Source organism: Pseudomonas sp. F220 (assembly GCF_057813935.1).
In genome coordinates this window covers 1-968 of the sequence record NZ_JBVASJ010000111.1, presented here as the reverse complement: position 1 = coordinate 968, position 968 = coordinate 1, and the positions used below count along the sequence as shown (strand labels likewise).

2 protein-coding genes are annotated in these 968 nt (G+C 62.0%); both read left to right on the top strand.

What is annotated here, in order from left to right:
• Positions 1-381 (top strand): type VI secretion system domain-containing protein (locus tag ACZYSM_RS29205; protein ID WP_489077147.1); only part of this gene is annotated, 381 nt, incomplete at its 5' end.
• A gap of 24 nt (positions 382-405) precedes the next feature.
• On the top strand, positions 406-968 hold a 563-nt coding region (locus ACZYSM_RS29200; protein WP_489077145.1), incomplete at its 3' end, for a type VI secretion system baseplate subunit TssF.

Below are 968 nucleotides of genomic sequence, written 5' to 3'. Positions count from 1 at the left end.
TTGGAGGGTGAAGCCCTGGCCCTGGCCGACAGTGACGGCGTGGAGGCGGCGCTTGCCTGGCTGGCTGCCCGGCCCGACGTGCAGACCGGGCGCCAGCGTTGGCTGTTGCGCCTGTTGATGGCGCGAGTGGCTGAGCAATACGCCAAGAGTGACCTGGCCATGCACCTGCTCGGCGAACTGGATGCCAGCGCCCAGCACCATGCCCTGGCCGCCTGGGAGCCGGAGCTGAATTTCGAGGTCAAGGCACGCCTGCTCAAGCTGTTGCGTTTGAAAGCACAGCGCAACGATACCGACAAACCCACCCTGGCTCGGCGTACCGAGGCGTTGCTGGCGGCGTTGGTGGCCATTGACCCGGTTCGTGCTGCGGTGCTGTGCGGCTAACTCTCAATCATCAGGACTATCTGTGTGAGCATGGAAAATTTGACACTGCGCTACTTCGACGCGGAGATGCGCTACCTGCGCGAGGCCGGCAAGGAGTTCGCCGAAGCATTCCCGGATCGGGCAGCCCAGCTCAACCTGGACAAACCGGGTGCGCAAGATCCGTATGTGGAGCGTCTGTTCGAAGGATTTGCGTTCTTGATGGGGCGCTTACGCGAAAAGCTCGACGATGACTTGCCGGAGCTGACCGAAGGGCTGGTCAGTTTGCTGTGGCCACATTACCTGCGCACTATTCCCTCGCTGTCGGTGGTGGAACTGATCCCCGAACTGGCGCAAATGAAAGTTGGCGAGTTGATTGGCCAAGGGTTTGAGGTGTTGTCGCAGCCAATCGGCACGCAGCGCACACGCTGCCGCTACACCACCACCCAGGACCTGATGTTGCAACCGTTGGCGCTGGAGTCGGTACGACTGGCCTACGAGCCGGATGGCCGCTCGTTGTTGCGACTGCGTTTTGCCTGCGGTGCGTTGACGGATTGGAGCCAGATTGACCTGAGTCGCCTGCCGTTGTACCTCAATGGCGACGCGCCGCT